The sequence below is a fragment of the Bacteroidia bacterium genome (assembly GCA_039924845.1).
In the GTDB taxonomy this organism is placed as follows: Bacteria; Bacteroidota; Bacteroidia; order DATLTG01; family DATLTG01; genus DATLTG01.
Genome location: JBDTAC010000025.1, coordinates 15,701 through 33,693, shown reverse-complemented (window position 1 = coordinate 33,693; position 17,993 = coordinate 15,701). Strand labels below are relative to the sequence as shown.

16 protein-coding genes are annotated in these 17,993 nt (G+C 35.9%); 4 read left to right on the top strand and 12 right to left on the bottom strand.

Annotated features, from left to right (window positions below):
- Nucleotides 1-87: 87 nt before the first annotated feature.
- Nucleotides 88-1,362 carry a hypothetical protein gene (locus ABIZ51_03015; protein ID MEO7087750.1) on the top strand — a complete coding sequence of 425 codons (1,275 nt, stop codon included), beginning with the start codon at nt 88-90 and terminating at the stop codon, nt 1,360-1,362.
- A 99-nt stretch (nt 1,363-1,461) separates the two neighbouring features.
- On the opposite strand, the gene ispG is transcribed toward ABIZ51_03015, so the two are convergent.
- The 7 genes from ispG to ABIZ51_02980 form a co-directional block, all read right to left on the bottom strand.
- Complete coding sequence (gene ispG, locus ABIZ51_03010; protein MEO7087749.1) at nt 1,462-3,402, bottom strand: (E)-4-hydroxy-3-methylbut-2-enyl-diphosphate synthase; 1,941 nt, start codon at nt 3,400-3,402, stop codon at nt 1,462-1,464.
- Nucleotides 3,403-3,526: 124 nt separating this feature from the next.
- The gene (locus tag ABIZ51_03005; GenBank protein ID MEO7087748.1) at nt 3,527-4,825 is read right to left on the bottom strand and encodes a hypothetical protein; all 1,299 of its coding nucleotides are present in this window, start codon (nt 4,823-4,825) and stop codon (nt 3,527-3,529) included.
- Nucleotides 4,826-4,840: 15 nt separating this feature from the next.
- On the bottom strand, nt 4,841-5,809 hold the full coding sequence (locus ABIZ51_03000) for a tryptophan 2,3-dioxygenase family protein (GenBank protein MEO7087747.1): 969 nt from the start codon (nt 5,807-5,809) through the stop codon (nt 4,841-4,843).
- A 26-nt stretch (nt 5,810-5,835) separates the two neighbouring features.
- Nucleotides 5,836-8,733 carry a class I tRNA ligase family protein gene (locus tag ABIZ51_02995; GenBank protein MEO7087746.1) on the bottom strand — a complete coding sequence of 966 codons (2,898 nt, stop codon included), beginning with the start codon at nt 8,731-8,733 and terminating at the stop codon, nt 5,836-5,838.
- Nucleotides 8,734-8,829: 96 nt separating this feature from the next.
- Entirely contained in the window at nt 8,830-9,312 is a 483-nt protein-coding gene (locus ABIZ51_02990) for a DUF4199 family protein (protein MEO7087745.1), read from the bottom strand.
- A gap of 26 nt (nt 9,313-9,338) precedes the next feature.
- Nucleotides 9,339-10,973 carry a transcription termination factor Rho gene (rho, locus tag ABIZ51_02985; protein MEO7087744.1) on the bottom strand — a complete coding sequence of 545 codons (1,635 nt, stop codon included), beginning with the start codon at nt 10,971-10,973 and terminating at the stop codon, nt 9,339-9,341.
- A gap of 213 nt (nt 10,974-11,186) precedes the next feature.
- Nucleotides 11,187-11,681 (bottom strand): metallophosphoesterase family protein, encoded by a 495-nt coding sequence (locus ABIZ51_02980; protein ID MEO7087743.1) that lies wholly within the window; start codon nt 11,679-11,681, stop codon nt 11,187-11,189.
- A gap of 69 nt (nt 11,682-11,750) precedes the next feature.
- Here ABIZ51_02980 and ABIZ51_02975 point away from each other — a divergent pair, with 69 nt between their 5' ends.
- The 3 genes from ABIZ51_02975 to ABIZ51_02965 all read left to right on the top strand — a co-directional run bounded on the left by ABIZ51_02975 (nt 11,751) and on the right by ABIZ51_02965 (nt 13,497).
- Nucleotides 11,751-12,059 carry a hypothetical protein gene (locus tag ABIZ51_02975; protein ID MEO7087742.1) on the top strand — a complete coding sequence of 103 codons (309 nt, stop codon included), beginning with the start codon at nt 11,751-11,753 and terminating at the stop codon, nt 12,057-12,059.
- A gap of 67 nt (nt 12,060-12,126) precedes the next feature.
- The gene (locus tag ABIZ51_02970) at nt 12,127-12,804 is read left to right on the top strand and encodes an NAD-dependent epimerase/dehydratase family protein (protein ID MEO7087741.1); all 678 of its coding nucleotides are present in this window, start codon (nt 12,127-12,129) and stop codon (nt 12,802-12,804) included.
- A gap of 66 nt (nt 12,805-12,870) precedes the next feature.
- Nucleotides 12,871-13,497: an HAD family phosphatase gene (locus ABIZ51_02965; GenBank protein ID MEO7087740.1), complete on the top strand. Its 627-nt coding sequence runs from the start codon at nt 12,871-12,873 to the stop codon at nt 13,495-13,497.
- 44 nt (nt 13,498-13,541) lie between these two features.
- On the opposite strand, the gene hflX is transcribed toward ABIZ51_02965, so the two are convergent.
- From hflX to ABIZ51_02940, 5 genes are all read right to left on the bottom strand, one after another.
- Nucleotides 13,542-14,729 (bottom strand): GTPase HflX, encoded by a 1,188-nt coding sequence (gene hflX, locus ABIZ51_02960; protein MEO7087739.1) that lies wholly within the window; start codon nt 14,727-14,729, stop codon nt 13,542-13,544.
- A 10-nt stretch (nt 14,730-14,739) separates the two neighbouring features.
- Entirely contained in the window at nt 14,740-15,393 is a 654-nt protein-coding gene (locus ABIZ51_02955; GenBank protein MEO7087738.1) for a cytochrome c, read from the bottom strand.
- A gap of 62 nt (nt 15,394-15,455) precedes the next feature.
- The gene (locus tag ABIZ51_02950; GenBank protein ID MEO7087737.1) at nt 15,456-16,028 is read right to left on the bottom strand and encodes a MarC family protein; all 573 of its coding nucleotides are present in this window, start codon (nt 16,026-16,028) and stop codon (nt 15,456-15,458) included.
- A gap of 25 nt (nt 16,029-16,053) precedes the next feature.
- Entirely contained in the window at nt 16,054-16,752 is a 699-nt protein-coding gene (purQ, locus tag ABIZ51_02945; GenBank protein ID MEO7087736.1) for a phosphoribosylformylglycinamidine synthase subunit PurQ, read from the bottom strand.
- Between the two features lie 65 nt (nt 16,753-16,817).
- Entirely contained in the window at nt 16,818-17,945 is a 1,128-nt protein-coding gene (locus ABIZ51_02940; GenBank protein ID MEO7087735.1) for a glycosyltransferase family 4 protein, read from the bottom strand.
- Nucleotides 17,946-17,993 lie beyond the last annotated feature (48 nt).

The following is a 17,993-nucleotide window of genomic DNA, read 5'->3' as shown; positions in this document are numbered from 1 at the left end:
TAATTCAATAACAATTAAACTCTTGCTTTGTAACGAAAAATAAACGAACCAAACAACTAAAACAAATATAACTAAACAAATAAGACGATGAAAACAAAATTATTTTTTGCAACGATGTGCGCTTTCTTATTAGGAAGAGGAATTGCAAATGCACAATTTGGTGATAGTAAACCCTATCCCAGCACAACAAGTCCGCATGAATCAAAAGATTCTACACGTGGGCACATTTGGGGATTTATGTTCGGAAGTGATTACACAAAAACACATGCCGATTCTGCCAAACGGGGATCTACTCAGTATTCTCAAGTTCCGCAAGGAGCGAATGCCTTTTCCTTCCAAAGGGTATATCTCGGGTACGATTATTTTTTCAATAAACAATTTTCTGTACACATGGTATTGGCTCACGAGGATCTTTACGATGGCAGCATCGGAGGCGTTAATATTGATCAAACTAACTCTCGCTCCTTTTACTTGAAATTTGGGAACATGGAATGGGATAATATTTTTCCAGGCTCCAACCTCTCGATAGGCGCTGTTGTAACTCCATCTTTCGCTTTTATGGAAGAACCTTTTTGGGGATATCGTGCCATCGAAAGAACGATTTTAGATATGAGAGGAATTACTGGTTCCAACGATGTGGGGGCAAAATTGGGCGGAAAAATTTGGAAGACAAACGACGAAAATGGCGCCGAGAAAGCCTGTGTAGGATATAACATAATGGTGGGGAATAATAGCGGTGCAAAACCAGATAATAGTGCTTTGTCGAGCTACACACCTTACAAAAGGTATTATGGGGATCTTTTTGCGAAATTTTTCAATGATAAAATAGTTGTTGATTTTTATGGAGATTATCATACTATTCAGTGGAGCCCTTACAAACAAAGTAATACCGTTGGAAGAGGATTGATTGGGTACAAAACAAAAAATTTCAATATCAGTTTTGAATATTTTCAAGAAGTGATGAAAAATCAAGCAATCGTTGCAAAAGTAAACGGTATTTCTCAGCCGAACGACACCACCAATCGAGTGCAGTCTGGCTTTTCCATAGAAGGTGCCGCAACGCTTCTTAGAGATAAAAATGGAGTTCAAAAATTAGGTGCTATTTTCAGATACGATACCTATAACCCGGATGCAAATTACAGCGCAGATGATACGTATACTGGTTCATACAGTAATGGAAATTCCAATACGGAAAATTTTATTACGGTAGGACTCGATTACACGCCGATTCCGCAAATACACATCATGCCAAACGTTTGGTACGACCAATTCAGCAATAGAGCAAATGGAGTGGGTGGTAGCTTAAAAAGCGATTATGATTTAGCGTATCGCATCACTTTTTATTATTTGTTTTATAAATAAAAAAACATTTTTTACTGCATGAAAAAAGGCTGGCTGCAAACAGTCAGCTTTTTTTAGTTAGATATTCGTCTTTAAGGAGATATTATTTTTTAAAATGGATTATTTTAGGTCTATTTTCTCCACCCAATCGCCGTGTTCTTTGATGAGATCAATAAGTGCATCCACAGCTTTTTCGGATGCAATGCTGCGTTGAACTACTTCTTTGCCTTTGTAAAGTGTAATTTTTCCGACACCCGTTCCCACATATCCATAATCGGCATCAGCCATTTCGCCTGGACCGTTTACGATACAGCCCATAATTCCGATTTTTACACCTTTTAAATGATCGGTTCGTGAACGAATTTTAGCCGTAGTTTCTTGCAAATCGAAAAGCGTTCGTCCGCAAGAAGGACAAGAAATATATTCTGTTTTAGAAATGCGCGTACGCGTTGCTTGAAGAATTCCGAAAGCAGTTGCATTGATTAATTTTTGAGGGATATTTTCATCTGCGCTCAGCCAAATGCCATCGCCAAAACCATCTAATAACAAGGCTCCTGAATCAGAAGAAGCGTTTAATTGAAATTCTTCTTCTGTTGTATTTTGATAATTTTTTTTGATAATGACAGGGACCGTTTGAAAAAATATTTTTTCAGCGCTCGTTAAATCAATGAACATTTTTCGTTGTTCCATGAAACTTTCGGCTTCAAAAATCAAAACAGTTTTTTCATCTAATTTTGATAATTTATCGGAAGAATTCAGTTTCAGAAAATTTATTTCCGAAGATTTTTCTCCTTCTAAAAAATAATTTTTCGAATCGAATAAAGGATATGCACTTTTTTTATTTTTCAGTTTTTTCCAGGTGTCGTAATTGTAGATTAATCCAAGTGTCCCGGGAATTTGAAAATTAATTTCTGTATCGCCTAAATAAATATAATCACAGGCTTGATCGCTCAAATTCCATTTGTCGAGCGGCACCGAATAATTATATCCAACAGCAAAAAAATTCGCGGGAATAATATTTTTCCTTTTACTGAAATCAGCGATTACCCGTGGTACATTTTGTGCGCCAATATTCGCTACGAGATTGGTTTCTCTGCGTTTGTAATCGTAAGGGGAATAAGGTAATTTCGCTAAATCAATTGGACTGGAATTACTTTTTTCAGATGAAAGTTGATTGTATTTTTTGACTAAAATTTTTGCTACCGGAATTTCAAATTCCGGTTCTTCCGTTAAGGAAACACGAATGGTATCGCCCAAGCCATCTGCCAACAAAGTGCCAATGCCGACAGCCGATTTAATACGTCCATCTTCGCCTTCTCCGGCTTCGGTAACACCTAAATGCAATGGATAATTTCTACCTGTTTCGTTCATTTTTTTTACAAGCAATCGGTAAGCTTGCACCATTACGTGCGTGTTGCTCGCCTTCATCGAAAGAATAATTTGAGAATAATTATTTTCTTCGCAGATGCGCAAAAATTCGAGTGCCGATTCCACCATTCCGAGTGGCGTATCTCCGTAACGACTCATAATGCGATCGCTCAAAGAACCATGATTGGTGCCGATTCTCATCGCTGTTCCGTATTCTTTACAGATTTTTACGAGTGGCGTAAAACGTTCGCGAATGCGCTCTAATTCTGCTTCATACGTAGAATCAGAATAATCAATTTGTTCAAATTTTTTCTTGTCGGCATAATTTCCGGGATTTACGCGAACCTTCTCCACAATACGCGCAGCAAGCTCTGCAGCGTTTGGCGTAAAATGAATATCTGCAATTAACGGAGTTTTATATCCGCGTTTACGTAATTCCTTTTTTATATTTTCGAGATTTTTTGCTTCGTTCATACTTGGCGCAGTGATGCGCACATATTCGCAACCAGCCTCAATCATGCGAATGGATTGTTCCACCGTTGCGAGCGTATTCATCGTGTCGGTAGTGGTCATGGATTGCACACGAATGGGATTTTCGCCACCAAGCGGCACATCGCCAATGTTTACTACGCGCGTTTTGTAACGTGAATAATAGTCTAAACTATTGCAATAAAAAGCTTCGGAAGATGTCAATGTAAAAAATATTTTTTTACAAATTTACGAATTTGCTGTTTGAAAAATTATTTTTTTGAGAGACGAATTTTTGTGATAAAAAAAAGGCTTCGAAAAATTAATTTTTCAAACCTAAAATTCGATTCTATTTTCCGAAATAAGGATAGGCGAAACCATAGCGGATGTATAAATCAAAGATTTGCTGAGAGGCTGCCATTACAAAAATATAGCTCAAAAATCCGATATGAAATAATCGAAGAGGTATTTTTCCGCTGGACGAAAAACTTTTTTTCAAATTTTCAAAATAAATGGGCAAACTATAACCCAGCATCAGCGCGTAAAAAACACCAATCTGTTTGGTAATAAAAATATGTACTAAGGAATGTTGCGTCATAAAAACGGACCAACTCAAAGACGCGATTAGCAAGGTAATGAGAATTAGGAACAGTTTTGAATTTCCTTTTTTCGCTTTTCGAAATCCGAGTATACACAATACTAAAAACGCCCATCCTGGAATCAGAAAAAAGCGCTCGATGCGATTGAACCAATCGAAGCTAATTAATTTTATTAAATCGAAAAAATGAATGGCGTGATGCAATTCGTGTGTTTGCTCGTTTCCTCCGCCAATAGTACGATTCAGGAAAGCACCTTTTAAATCACTTAGCGTTTCCGGTAAGGAATGAAAATAAAAATAGCATTGTAAAAAATGAATTCCGAAACCAATAATAGCAGCAAAACCAAGGATAAAAACTTCTTTTCCGAAAAAAGTTTTTTTATAGATGTGAGAAAAACCAATGGTAACAAAGCCCAGAAATAATATAGGTTCGTAGGAAACATTTGCAATAATGATAAAAATGAGCGCGAGTACGACGAGTAAAAAAGTCTTTTTTTGCTTTCGCTCGTGGTACAAATAGATGAGATATACAAAAAGCCATTTCAAAAATTCTTCGTAACAATGCTTGTGAAAGCTATCGATCCAAGCGATGTAATAATTGGAAAGCACTAAAATAATACCAGCGATGATCGCCCACTTCTTATCCGGCAAAAAATCAATTAGTAATTTAAAAATCAGAAAAAACCAAAAGAAAGAAATGAGTAATGGTGGAATTCGCAAATAAATTTCAGACTTGGAATGTGTGATTTTCATAGTGATGCCCGCGATGATGGCTGGTAAAGCGGGATAATGTGTATATACTTTTGTGCTGTCGGTAATTACACCATCACCTTTGTAATTTTGGACGGGTAAAAAAGATGTTTTCCGAAATCCATAATCGTAAAAATAAAGTGCTGCGGAATGCGTGTCTTTATCGCTGAAACCATCGCCATGAATAAAATCGCGTCCTGAAATACTCTTGTATAAATCAATATTTGCGACACGAAAAAACACAAGCGTATACACAAACAGAAATACCAAAATAACTGCACGAGTGTACGGTTTAAACATTTTTTTATTCGAAAATTATTTTTTCTCGAAAACGACTGATTCTACCCAGCTTTTGCCCCAATGTTCCATTTCTTCTTTGGTCCATAATTCGGGGAAGAAAAATATTTTTTGGAAACGTGGAGGTAAATATTTTTGCCAATTTGTTCCACCAGTTGCGGCAATGTCCACTGGATTTTTTTGCAAATAACGCACCGCAGATTTATAATGCACCAATCGCCAATTCACATTCAAACTCACGTCCAACTTACGAAGTGCGAGAATTATTTTTTCGTTTTTTTGATCGGCTTCAGGCAATGATTTGTATTTCGCCCAAACATTTTTTGTTTTGTATTCTTGGGCAAGTGCAATAAATTCTTGCGCATATTTTTTTTCAAATTGTTCCAACGTAAGTGTCCTTTTACCTGTTGCCAACTCTGTTGCGCCGGATCTCCAATACAAATGTTTGTACAATTCTTCAATCATCGAATCGGTAGTGTAACCAGAATATTTTTCGCGTTTATCTGCTGGAATAAGTTGCAAAAAATCGCAAGAACAAATTTCCACCATTCGGAATTGCCCCGATTGGAAGCCACTTGCAGGCAATAGGGACATTCTGAATTTTAAAAATTGTTCTTGCTCCATACCGTCCACCATCACATCAAACGAAGTTGTTAATGCTTCGTAATAGCGTACAATTCGGTTTACGCGTGCCAAGAAAAAATCGGCTGTCATGTTTTCTTTATTGCCAATTTGCGCGTATTCATGCATGCACAATTTCAAATACAATTCTGTAATTTGATGGTACATGATAAATATTTTTTCATCCGGAATACTTGTTTTTGGATTTTGTAAACTCAACAAAGTATCCAAATGAATGTAATCCCAATACGTGAGGTAATCGGCGTACAGCAAGCCATCCAAGTACGAAGTTAAATCTTGTCCCATCGCTTGATATTTTTCATCCAAGCGCTTGATGCGATCAATTAATTCTGGTTTTAATTCCATTTTTTTCTGGTTAAAAAATTATTTTTTCAGATAACAATATTGACAATTTTATTGGGCACTATAATTATTTTTTTTGGGGATTTTCCTTCCAAATATTTTTGTGTTTGTTCCATCGCCATCACTTCTTTCTCAATGTCTTCCTTGCTTAGCGACAATTCTAATTCGGTGAAAAAACGTGTTTTCCCGTTTACCGAAACAGGATAATTGAAAGATGTTTCGGTTAAATATTTCTCGTCAAATTCTGGAAAAGTTGCATACGAAATACTTTCAGCATGTCCGAGCAAATTCCAGATTTCTTCGGCAACGTGTGGCGCGTAAGGCGAAATTAAAATTGCCAAAGGTTCTAAAATAGCGCGCTTGTTGCATTTTAATTCGGTTAATTCGTTTACGCAAATCATAAAATTACTCACCGATGTATTGAAAGAAAAACGCTCAATATCTTCTGTAATTTTTTTGATGGTTTTGTGCAAGGTTTTTAATTCGGGTTTGGTAGCTTCTTCCTCACTTATCACCAGTTTTTCGTCTTTGTGATACAATCTCCAAAGTTTCCGAATAAAATTTGAAACACCGCTAATTCCGTTGGTATTCCAAGGTTTTGAAATTTCCAGCGGACCTAAAAACATTTCGTATAAACGCAAACAATCTGCTCCGTATTTTTCACAAATATCATCGGGATTTACTACATTGAATTTGGATTTGGACATTTTTTCGGGTTCGGAAAAAAGTTCAATTTTTTCTTCATTTACTTTTATTTTTTTTTCTGGAAGAGCATCAAAATCATTTTGATTAAAAAGTCTTGCATTTGAAAACATTTGATATTTGATTTTTAATTTTTCTAAATTTTCACATGTCAAATAATATTTTCCTTCTTCAAAAGTTACATATTCTATTGGTATATGGCGCTTAAAAGCACTATATACTGAAATTACAGAATTTTTGTCTATCAATAAATTATTGATGTTATGAATAGAAGTTTTAATAGAATTTTCAGTTTCTTCTCTATTATATGAATAACTAATGTTCAAAAAATAAGATAGCATACTTAATCCTTGAATCATTCCTTGATTAATCAACTTTTTCGCAGGTTCGTCTTGAGGAATCAATCCCAAATCAAATAAAAATTTTGACCAAAAACGCACGTACAATAAATGTCCGGTTGCGTGTTCGGCACCGCCCATATACAAATCTATATTTTGCCAATAATCTATATTTTTTTTAGAAGCAAATTCTTTGTCGTTATGCGCATCCATGTAACGTAAAAAATACCAAGAACTTCCCGCCCAACCCGGCATTGTGCTGTGTTCGTAAGGAAATTCGTTTTTGTATTTCCATTTTTCTGCGCGAGCCAAAGGAGGTTCTCCAGTTTCGGTTGGTAAAAATTTATCTACTTCTGGTAAAATCAACGGCAATTCGCTTTCGCTGAGTACGTGCGGAATTCCGTCTTTGTAATAAACAGGAATCGGTTCGCCCCAATAACGTTGTCTGCCAAAAATCGCATCGCGCAAACGGAAATTTGTTTTTCCTTTTCCAAAATTATTTTTTTCAATTTCTTCAATTGCTTTTTTGATAGCCGCTTTTACATCCAAACCATTTAAAAAATCAGAATTAAAAAGCGTTCCCGATTTTTCTTCCCAAGCTTCGTTTTCATTTTGAGTGATATTTTTAGGCGGTTCAATTACTTTAATTTTATCCAAACCAAAATAATTAGCGAATGCGAAATCGCGCGAATCATGCGCAGGAACAGCCATTACCGCACCTGTTCCGTAACCCGCAAGTACGTAGTCGCCTACCCAAACCGGAACTAATTTTCCGGTAAACGGATGCTCCACAAACGCGCCAGTAAACTGTCCGCTAATTTTTTTAACGTCCGCTTGCCGCTCGCGCTCCGAACGATTTTTTGCATAAATAACATATTCGTCAACAGCTTTTTTATGTTCGGGCGTTGTAATTTTTTCAACCAATTCATGCTCTGGAGCCAGCGTTACGAAGGACACTCCGAAAATAGTATCAGGACGTGTGGTGAAAACTTCAATGAAAGATTCTGAATTCTGAATTTTAAATTTTAACGATGTCCCTTCTGATTTTCCAATCCAATTGCGTTGCGCTTCTTTGATACTTTCACTCCAATCAATTTTTTCCAAACCACTCAACAAACGCTCTGCGTAAGCAGTTATGCGCATGCTCCATTGTTTCATTAATTTGCGTTCAACAGGAAAACCACCGCGTTCAGAAACTCCTTCTTTTACTTCTTCGTTCGCCAAAACAGTGCCGAGTTGCGGACACCAATTTACCCAAGTATCGCTCAAAAACGTGAGGCGATAATTTAATAAAATAGATGATTTCTCTTTTTCGGAAAAGGATTTCCATTCACTTGCCGTGAATATTTTTGTTTCTTCGCAAGCTGCATTGATATTGGAATTTCCTTCGCTTTCAAAAACAGAAATAAGCGCAGAAATATTTTCCGCTTTGTCTGTTTTTTTATTGTACCACGAATTAAAAAGCTGAATAAAAATCCACTGCGTCCATTTGTAATAATTCGGATTAGAAGTTCGTACTTCTCTGTCCCAATCGAATGAAAAGCCAATTTTATCTAATTGTTCGCGATAACGCGAAATGTTTTTTTCGGTAGTAATTGCAGGATGTTGTCCCGTTTGAATGGCATATTGTTCCGCTGGTAAACCGAAAGAATCGTAACCCATTGGATGCAACACATTAAAACCTTTATGACGTTTGTAACGCGCAATAATATCCGAAGCAATATAACCCAGCGGATGCCCAACGTGCAAACCAGCTCCGCTCGGATATGGAAACATATCCAACACATAATATTTCGGTAGCGAAAAATTATTTTTCGTCTCGAAAGTTTTATACTTTTTCCAATACTCCTGCCACTTTTTTTCTACTTCCGTGAAATTATATTCCATATCAAATTATGCTGCAAATTTTGTTGTTGGCGAATTTAGGAATTATTTTCCCCGTTCGTGTATTACAAAACAATGTTCAGAAAAATAATTTTTTGATTATTTTTTTTGCCCTAATAAAGTAGCGAAAATTACGCTGATGATAACACCTGGAATCAAATGCATAAATAAAGAAATGGTAGCTTGGTGGAAAGGTGAAAAATAATTTTGTGCATTTGTCAATATTCCAGAAATACTGGCAGCGGGTGTATCCACGGAAACTAAATAATTTTGTGTTTGTGTGAGGATGGCAGGAATTTCAAAAAGAAAAAAAATATACGTAAAAAAAGCAACCGTGAAACTAACGGCTGTTACTACTTGTAAGCCACTTTTAATGGCTTCCTTTAGGATATAATTTTGTTTTAAATCGCGTTCTTTTTTGGATTTTATTCCCCAAAAAATTCCAGGTAACATAATTAGCAAATCGAGTAAAAGTGCGTATCTGCCAATAGAAGTATAGAAACTGCCCGAATAAAAAACAGCTAAATGAAATATCATAATGATAAATGCGGTGAGGATACCAATTCGGACGTAATAATTCATGTTCAAAAAAATATTTTTTCGAATGATTAACTGTTCATAGAAATTAAAAATTCTTCGTTGGTTTGTGTGTTTTTAATACGATCTCTCAAGAATTCCATCGCTTCTAAAGGCGTCATATCTGCTAAGTGATTGCGCAAAATCCAAATACGTTTCAAGGCATCTTTGTCAATCAATAAATCATCTCTTCGTGTGCTGGAAGCCACCAAATCAATAGAAGGATAAATACGTTTGTTCGCCAATTTGCGATCCAATTGCAATTCCATATTTCCGGTTCCTTTAAACTCTTCGAAAATAACTTCGTCCATTTTAGAACCCGTATCAATCAATGCTGTCGCAAGAATCGTCAATGATCCACCATCTTCTATTTTACGTGCTGCACCAAAAAAGCGTTTTGGTTTGTGAAGCGCATTCGCATCCACACCGCCCGATAAAACTTTTCCAGAAGCTGGAGAAACAGTATTGTATGCACGGGCTAAACGAGTAATCGAATCCAATAAAATAACTACATCGTGTCCGCATTCTACCATTCGTTTTGCTTTTTCTAAAACGATGTTGGCGATTTTTACGTGACGATCGGCAGGCTCATCAAAAGTGGAAGCAATTACTTCTGCTTTCACGCTTCTTGCCATATCTGTCACCTCTTCAGGACGTTCGTCAATCAATAAAATCATCAAATAAACTTCAGGGTGATTGGCTGCAATTGCGTTCGCGATTTCTTTCAATAAAACTGTTTTACCAGTTTTCGGTTGGGCAACAATTAAACCTCTTTGCCCTTTTCCAATCGGTGTAAACATGTCTACCACTCTCGCAGAAATAGAACTTTTCGGTCCTGTTAAATTTAATTTTTCAAACGGAAATAAAGGCGTTAAATAATCAAACGGAACTCTGTCGCGCACAAATGCGGGTTCTCTGCCATTGATATGTTCTACTTTGATGAGCGGGAAAAATTTTTCGCCTTCTTTCGGTGGACGAATACTTCCGAAAACATTGTCTCCAGTTTTTAATCCGAATAATTTTATTTGTGATTGCGATACGTAAATATCATCGGGAGAACTTAAATAATTATAATCTGCCGAACGTAAAAATCCATAACCATCCGCCATAATTTCCAACACGCCTTCGCTGTTGATGATACCATCAAAAGAATACGGAACGTTGATTCTGTCTGGTCTCAACGCTTCTTTTCCTTGAAAAATTCTTTTTTGTTCTTCCGTTTCCGGTGTATGTGGAGTAGGTGTGAGAGTAGTATTTTCAGTGGGAGCCACTGGAGTTATTTCTTTCTTTTCTTCCGTAAAAATTTCTGTGGATGGCATTATTGGTGCATTAATTAGTTCTGGTTCTTTTGCAAAAACAGGTGCCTGATCTTCGTGTTTCACAATTTTTTCAATTTTATTTTCTGGCTCTTCCGTTCTCGGTCTGCGCGGACGAAGATGTCTGTTATCGTCCAGTTTCGGAAGTTTTGGAGCTGTATTTTCAGGCTCCGGCGTCGGCATTACAGGAACAATAGTAGTTTCAGCAGGAGCAGAAAGTGCTTGTTGATCTAAAATTTTATAAATTAAATCTTGTTTTTTGAGAGCTTCGTATTTCGGTACGTTTAATGCTTTGGCAATGTCTTTTAATTCGTTTACGAGTTTGTTGTTCAGTTCGAGGATGTCGTACATGAGGAAAAATTAGGGTTTGGTTTATAAATCTATAAAATAGATAAAATGAGTAATTAGAGGGTAATTGGCATGTTTTTCAATGCAAAAGATAAGTGAAATTTGATGTGTGAACGATATTTGTTTTTGTTTGATTGACTACAGGTACGGGTGTAACAATAGTATTATGATGCAATGATACAAAGAATTTTTAATACACAAGCTTTTTTCAAAAAATTATTTTTCGCCTAATTCAATTACTTCCATTTGCTGGATACTGCCATTGTCTATCTGAAAACGAAGCAATGTCTTTATTTTGTGAAATCCGTACATGCCACAGGCACCAGGGTTTAAACAAAGCGTATTCAGTTGTTTATCGTACATTACTTTTAAAATGTGCGAATGTCCGCAAATAAAAATTTTGGGCGGATTCATTTTTATTTTTTCTCTCACATCAGGCGAATAATGGTTTGGATAACCTCCAATGTGCGTCATCCAAATGTCCATTTTTTCGACAGTAAAACGTAAATCTTTCGGATATTTTTTTCGAATATCTTGTCCGTCAATGTTTCCGTAAACGGCTTTTAAAGGTTTTATTTTTTCCAATTCTTCGCAAACAGAAATAGTGCCGATATCGCCCGCATGCCATATTTCATCGCAAGGTTCGAGGTATTTAAAAATACGTTTATCCAAATAATTGTGCGTATCCGAAAGCAAAGCAATTTTTATCATGTCGCAAAGATGAAGCAAAATTGGGGTTCAAAAAAATAATTTTTTGAGCCTTCTTTTTTCTAATTTTGAATGACGGAAATCAGAGCTAAAAAACAGTTTCAAAAAAATAATTTTTCAAAACCTAAAAAAATAAATGTTATGAATGAAGTAAATGTTACTCCAACACCTCCTTGGTGGATATTCCCTGTTGGCATTGCTGCTATGGCAGCTGGCGTGTATTTTTTGAAATTATGGCAAAAAGAAAAAAGAGATAATCCGAATGCCGATCCTGTTTATAAAGCTGTAATTGTGAACCAGTATTTATGGAGTGGAATGTGTCTCTTTTTTTTGGGATTAATGGCTATAATTGTACCTATATTTCAAATATTGTCAAAGTAGGCACTGTCGCAATTTGCGCTTTGGAATAAAAAATAGTTTTCAAAAAAATAATTTTTCAAAACATAAAATGAACACATTAAAAATCAGTGCAATTATTACAGGAGCAACCGGAATGGTTGGCGAAGGCGCATTGCACGTATGTTTGCAAAATCCGCAGGTAGAAAAAGTGTTGGTTATTAACCGAAAACCTTGCGGTGTAAAGCATCCTAAATTATTGGAAATTATTCACGCTGATTTTTTTGATTTAACGGCTATAGAAAACCAACTTTCGGGTTACAACGCTTGCTTTTTCTGTTTGGGCGTTTCGTCTGTCGGAATGAAGGAAGAAGCATATACAAAATTGACTTACACATTAACGATAAACGTTGCAAAAACTTTGAGCAAATTAAATCCTGAAATGACATTTTGTTATATTTCGGGAGCAAGTACCGACAGCAGCGAAAAAGGAAAAATGATGTGGGCGCGCGTAAAAGGAAAAACCGAAAACGATTTGATGAAATTACCTTTCCGACAAGTATTTGCATTTCGTCCCGGATTTATAAAACCGATAAAAGGATTAAAAAATGCGCATCCCTTTTACAAATATATAAATTGGATGTATCCAATTGGAAGAAAATTGTCACCAACCAAATTTTGCACTTTAAAAGAATTGTCTGATGCGATGATTGCTGTGGTGGAAAAAGGCTACGATAAAAAAGTAATCGAAGGAAATGATATTATCCAATTAGGTGCGTCAAAAAAATAATTTTTCAATGCGTAAAAAAAGCATTTTTAATTTTGACTTCAAAAAATTAATTTTTCAAACGCGTTTATGCAGGTAAATTCTTCCGTAAAAAATATTATTTTTGATTTAGGTGTTGTGCTGTTGAATATTGATTATTCGCTTACGCAGAAAGCATTTCGGCAATTAGGAATTACTGATTTTGATGCTTTGTATTCACAACTTCATCAAGATAAAATTTTTGATGATTTTGAAAAAGGGTTAATTTCTGCAGCAGAATTTAGAAATACCTTGCGTAAAATTTCTGATAAAAATTGGAGTGATGCACAAATAGATGCTGCGTGGAATGCAATGTTACTTGATTTTCCGGAAAAGCGTTTGCAATTACTCGAAAAATTAAAATCACGCTATCGCTTGTCTTTATTGAGTAATACGAACGAAATTCACATTAATTACTTCTCCAATTATTTGCAAAAAACTTTCGGAATAGCTGATTTGTCAAATGTTTTCGAAAAAGAATATTTTTCTTATGAAATAAAAATGCGAAAACCCGATACAGAAATTTATGAGTACGTATTACGTGAAAAAAAAATTCTGGCGCAGGAAACTTTATTTATAGACGATTTATTAATCAACGTAAAAGCTGCTGAAACAATTGGTTTGCAAACCATTCATCTTGCTTCTCCGAATACGATTTTAGATATTATTTTCATCTGAAAATCGTCTTCAAAAAAATAATTTTTCGAACCAATTCTTTTATTTCAATACAAAAATTTATTATAAGGATATCTTTTTTGATGCAACTCTTTTACGGTTGAATACAGCGTTTGGCGCATCTCTTCCAAGTTTTGTTTGTTCATAGCCGAAATAAAAAGACAAGAACCATTCAAATTTCCCATCCACGTTTTTTTCAATTGCTCCAAACTCATATTTTCTCTGGTGGCAGGCAATAAATCGTCTTCGTCTTTTTCGATAAAATGATACGCATCTATTTTGTTGAACACTAAAATAGTTGCTTTGTCGCCTGCGCCAATATCTGTAAGCGTTTGCGTAACCACTTTAATTTGATCTTCAAATTGCGGATGCGAAATATCCACGACGTGAATTAATAAATCGGCTTCGCGCACTTCATCCAAAGTCGATTTAAACGATTCCACCAAATGCGTGGGCAGCTTGCGAATAAAGCCTACCGTGTCGGAAAGCAAAAAGGGTAAATTTTCAATCACTACTTTTCGAACGGTTGTATCGAGCGTTGCAAACAATTTATTTTCGGCAAACACATCCGATTTAGAAAGCATATTCATAATCGTGGATTTGCCCACGTTGGTGTATCCTACTAACGCCACGCGAATTAATTCACCTCTGTTTTTTCGTTGCGTTGTCATCTGCCGATCAATGGCAGAAAGCTCTTCCTTCAGTTGCGAAATTTTATCGCGTACAATCCGACGATCGGTTTCAATTTCTTTTTCTCCAGCGCCACTGCGTGTTCCAGTGCTTCCACGCTGGCGTTCCAAATGTGTCCACATACCAGTTAAACGCGGTAACATGTATTGATAAAAAGCCAATTCTACTTGTGTTTTGGCGTGTGCAGTGCGTGCGCGTGCTGCGAAAATATCGAGAATAATTCGGTTTCTGTCGAGTACTTTACAGACCAATTCTTTTTCTAAATTTCGTTGTTGAGAAGGCGAAAGTTCATCATCAAAAACAACTAAACTTACTTTATTTTCTATAACGTATTCTTTTATTTGCGCGGTTTTACCAGAACCGATAAATGTGCGCGGATCGGGTTTTGATAAACGTTGTGTAAATTTTTTGAGTGGTTTTACGCCCGCAGTTTCTATCAGAAAAGCAAGCTCTTCCAGATATTCTTGTACTTGAATTTCGTTCTGTTCGCTGTTAATTAATCCTACGAGAACGGCTGTTTCCTGTTGTACTGCGGTATCGAACAAAGTACGTAAATTATTTTTTTAGGGAAGTTGTGTAATCGGCAAGAGCTTTGATTTGTGCGTCAGATAATGCTCCGAAAGCCGGCATGGCATTTTTTCCATTTTTAATGGTATTGATGATTGTCGCATTATCCGCTTGAAGTGTTGATAAATCGGCTGCGCCCATCGCGCCTTTTTTACCATCATTGCCATGACACGAAACGCAATTGTTTGTGTAAAGTGCTTTTCCATCAACAGCTGTGGTGGCTACAACAGCAGGTTTCGCGCTCATTTCGGCTAAACCATAAGCGGCTACAACTAATAAAAAAGCAAGTGTTGCTAATACTTTGTTTCCTTTTTTATAACCAACAATTGCCAATGGAATAGCAGCAAAAACGGCTACCAATTTCAGAATCATGAAGGTATTTATCTGCGGAAGCGAAACCAATAAAATTCCGCCTGTAACAAGGAAAAGAACGCTAACAATCATTTCTAAAATTTTTGTTCTTTTAGAAAAAACTGCCAACTTTTCTTTCGCGTTGCTGAGCAATAAAAAAGTTTTCACGAGATAAATAAGGAAGAAAATTGTTACAACAATTATGTGTGTTTTTAGAATGATAGAATCAATAATAGTTGCACTTGGGCTTTTAAAGGCGACAACAACTGCTTGGAGAATAATAGAAGTCATGTTAAAGGAGTTTATGTTTTGTCAAAAATACAAATTAAAAATTCAGCGCAAAAAAATAATGTTTATATTTTCAATCCTGCATTGGTCGCAAAAAGCTTAATGGCAATTGCCAACAAAACAATTCCGAAAACTTTTCGCAAAATGGCAATTCCACCTGGACCTAAAATTCGTTCCAAACGTCCGGTAGTTTTAAGGACTGCATATACAAAAACAAGATTGATCAGAATTCCTGCGATTATATTTTCGGTGCTAAATTGTGCTTTTAAAGTAAGTAAAGTCGTCATGGTTCCAGTTCCGGCAATTAGCGGAAATGCAAGAGGAACAACACTTGCAACGCCAGGAGCATCATCTTTGTAAATGCGAATTCCCAAAATCATTTCGATGCCTAACAGAAAAATAATGATGGCTCCGGCAATGGCAAAAGAATGGATATCAACACCGATGAGATTTAAAATGGATTCTCCGAGAAATAAAAAAACAATCATTATTCCGCCAGAAATAAGGGTTATTTTTTCGGAATGGATATGCCCCATTTTATTCCGTAAATCAATGATAACAGGTATAGATCCTAAAATATCTATCACTGCAAAGAGAATCATACTAACGCTGGCTATTTGTTTTAAGTCGAAGTGCATTTGAAAAATTATTTTTTTGAAGTCCTTAAGCGGAAACCAAATCGAGAATGGATTCGAATATAAATTTTCCGTCGGTATTGCCTAATTCGCTATCCGCAGCTCTTTCGGGATGAGGCATCATGCCAAAAATATTTTTTCCGGCATTGCAAATTCCGGCAATATTTTCAGTAGAACCATTGGGATTAGCGACGTCCGTAATTTGCCCGTTTTCATCGCAATAGCGAAATAAAATTTGATTGTTGGCATTTAATTTTTGCAAGGTTTCAGTATCTGCGTAAAAACGACCTTCACCATGTGCAATGGGGGTTTTCAAGGCTTTGTTTTCGGGAATATTTCGTGTCAGAACGGTTTCTTTATTTTGTGGTGTGATGAAAATATTATTGCAATTAAATTTCCGATTGCTGTTGTGAAGCAGGGCGCCGGGCAACAAACCAGCTTCGCACAAAATTTGAAATCCGTTGCAAATACCCGCCAAATAACCGCCGTTGTTGGCGTGTTTCACCACTTCTTCCATAATCGGCGAAAAACGCGCGATGGCGCCAGAACGCAAATAATCTCCGTAGGAAAAACCTCCGGGAAGTATAATGAAATCGCAGCCTTGCAAACTGGTTTCTTTGTGCCACAAAGCCACGACGTTTTGTTTAAAAACCGTTTTTAACACGTACAACATATCCTGATCACAATTGGATCCTGGAAAAACAACCACTCCGAATTTATTTGCCATGATTTTAATTTATGGATGCTCAAAAGTAAATAAAATCTGCGGACGGACTTAGGGCTTGTTTAAATTTATTTTTTGTTAAGTGCCGATATTTCGTCATAAATTGCTTCTAAGATTGCCGCATTTTTTGCAGGAGAATTTACCGTATCTATTTTTTGTAATGCCTTATATCCCTTCTCTTTAATGCTTTCGGGGAATTGGATAATTTTTTCAATGATAGCATAAAGCTGATCGCAGATAGCGTTAGAAAACAACACCGCCTCTTTTTTATTCGAGTAAATACCGTTGCCGAATTCGTCCTTTGGAACTTTGATTATCCAACCAATTTCATCATTATTTATTTCCGGGAAAGCACGAATATCAGTTGTTATTGTTGGGCAGCCAGAAGCTTGAGCTTCTAAGATAGAGTATCCATAAGTATCTTGATAGCTTGGCAATAATCCTACATCCGTTTCTCTTAATAATTCCAGTATTTTATCATTTGGTAATTGAAAATATAGGGTGATATTATCAGGATATTTTGCAATTATTTTTTTTACATGATTAAAACTATCTGAGGAAGTAGAGTCTCCGTTTAATGATTCCGAAACAATGGTCAATTTCCAATTTTTTATACCATTATTATATAAGTGGTTGAATACCTTGATTATTTCATGCCCTCCTTTTTTGGTAAAATCCGAAGCGATAAACGTAAAACGTATAATTTCGGATTTGTTTTTTCCTTGTAAATTTTGCATTATCTTTTTTTGCGTTGGATGCAAAACCATTAATTTACTTTCAATAATTTCTGAAAATTCAGGAAATCTGGTAGCAACTATTTGTCGTTGAATATTGGCAGCAGAATCAGAGATTGCTATAATTTTCTTACAGGAATCATTGGCAATAAGAGAAAGCCCTTTTTGAATAAGTTTGTCATTTCCCCAACGAGGGAGGGAAGTTTCAAAAGTGGTAATCCAAGGTGTTTTTCCAACACTTAATGCGTTAAAAAAGTGAAATAATTCAACATTGTGGATGTTAAAATCATTAAAAGTATTCCAAAAATAGTCGTTGGTTTTTCCTTTCCATTTAAAATAAAAATGAGCTGGAATTTTATAAAAATTTTGTTTCTTTTTGATTTCGTATTTTAAAAAAGGTAAATCGACAAAGTTTCTAATTTCAGGATAACTGATTGTATTTGTACCGATTATTTTTTTCATAGAAGTTCCATCACAAATTCTAATCAAAAATAAGAAACATTCTCATTA